We start from the raw sequence: 1,405 nt of genomic DNA on the forward strand, positions 1-1,405 counted from the left end.
TGTGCCTATAAATATCAGCCTTTTCGACCAGGTTCCGTTAAGCGCTAACAGTGATATAGAAGTGAAAATTAATGAACTTACTGAAGGGAAGTTTGATGAAAGAACCGGGAAAATTACCTGGAAACTAGACCTTAAGCCTCAGGAGCAAACTACTTTAGAACTAGGTTATGAGGTAAAATATCCCAAAAAAGAAAAAGTTATACTCGATTAACCAAACTTATTTTTGAGGTGCTGTTCTGTGGCAGTAATGAGAATGATGATGCCCACGGTGAGCAAACCACAGCTCACCAGTGCGGCATATTCTGGTTTGATTAAGAAAAATAAAGGCAACTCTACGACAGAAAGCCCTAAAAACAGCCAAAACATGAGATTATTGGCATAGCTATTCGCTACGTCCCAGGTTTTTTGATTACGCATCGAGCGTTTGGTTCGATAACCATAGATGCCGTTGATTTTCTTAGGGGGAAATGCTTTAAAAATGATAGCCAAGATCGTCATCAGCGGTCCGACCATAAAATAAAGTAGCCAGGCTTGCAATTGCATATTGCTAAAATTCTAATGTAAATGACGTTCCTTTTTGTAACTCAGATTTTACAGTAATACTGCCGCTGTGCAGGCGCATAATCTGTCTGGCAAAGCTGAGCCCTACACCAGTTCCTTTTTTCTTAGTTGTGAAGAAAGGCACGAAAATTTTATCGAGATTTTCCTGAGCAATTCCTGGCCCATTATCTTCAATTACAAGATAAACTTTTCGATGCCGTTTCTCAAGTTTCAAATCTATACGTCCTTTATCGATGGTTTCTAATACTTCAAGGCTGTTTTTTATCAGGTTAATTACCACCTGTTCTATTAATTCACCATCACCTTTGATGTAGTAATGTTCATCTTTTGCGATAACTTCTGTCTTGATATTTGCTCTTTGCAAATCGGGAGCGAGCAATTGCAAAGCCCTTATGGCTACGCTTTTAAGGTCTACATCTTTTACATTGATGTCCGGCTTTTTGGTAAACTCTTTATAAGCATTGACAAATCGCATGAGACCTTTGCTTCGGTTTTCTATCGTTGCAACACTCAATTTAAAATCTTCTTTGTCCTCCTCATCCATATCAAGGCCTTGTTGAGTAAGTTGCTGATTCATAGCCGTACTCAATGACGCAATAGGGGTAACAGAGTTCATAATTTCATGCGTAAGCACGCTGATTAATTTTTGCCATGCTTCAACTTCTTTCTCTTCTAACTCATTATGAATGTTATGAATTAGTACCATTCTGTAGTGTCGCTCCTGAGCTATAAAATCTTTTACTTGTACCGATAGTTGTAAAAGCTCATCTTCTATGATCGTTTTTATGACCCTTTTTTCTTCTGAGCTCAACTCATTGATGGCATTGTATATCTCTGAGTTTAT

At 38.1% G+C, this 1,405-nt stretch carries 3 protein-coding genes; 1 reads left to right on the forward strand and 2 read right to left on the reverse strand.

The annotated features are described in order from the left end of the window. Positions 1-211 (forward strand): DUF4139 domain-containing protein (locus tag E1176_RS00990; RefSeq protein WP_155208725.1); only part of this gene is annotated, 211 nt, incomplete at its 5' end. Here the strand turns inward: E1176_RS00990 and E1176_RS00995 are convergent. Continuing rightward, complete coding sequence (locus E1176_RS00995) at positions 208-543, reverse strand: SdpI family protein (RefSeq protein WP_222933040.1); 336 nt, start codon at positions 541-543, stop codon at positions 208-210. The two genes, E1176_RS00990 and E1176_RS00995, sit on opposite strands and share 4 nt — an antisense overlap. 4 nt (positions 544-547) lie before the next feature. Further along, a partial coding sequence (locus tag E1176_RS01000; RefSeq protein ID WP_155208726.1) for a sensor histidine kinase occupies positions 548-1,405 on the reverse strand: 858 nt, incomplete at its 5' end.

The organism is Fulvivirga aurantia (assembly GCF_009711475.1).
Lineage (GTDB): Bacteria > Bacteroidota > Bacteroidia > Cytophagales > Cyclobacteriaceae > Fulvivirga > Fulvivirga aurantia.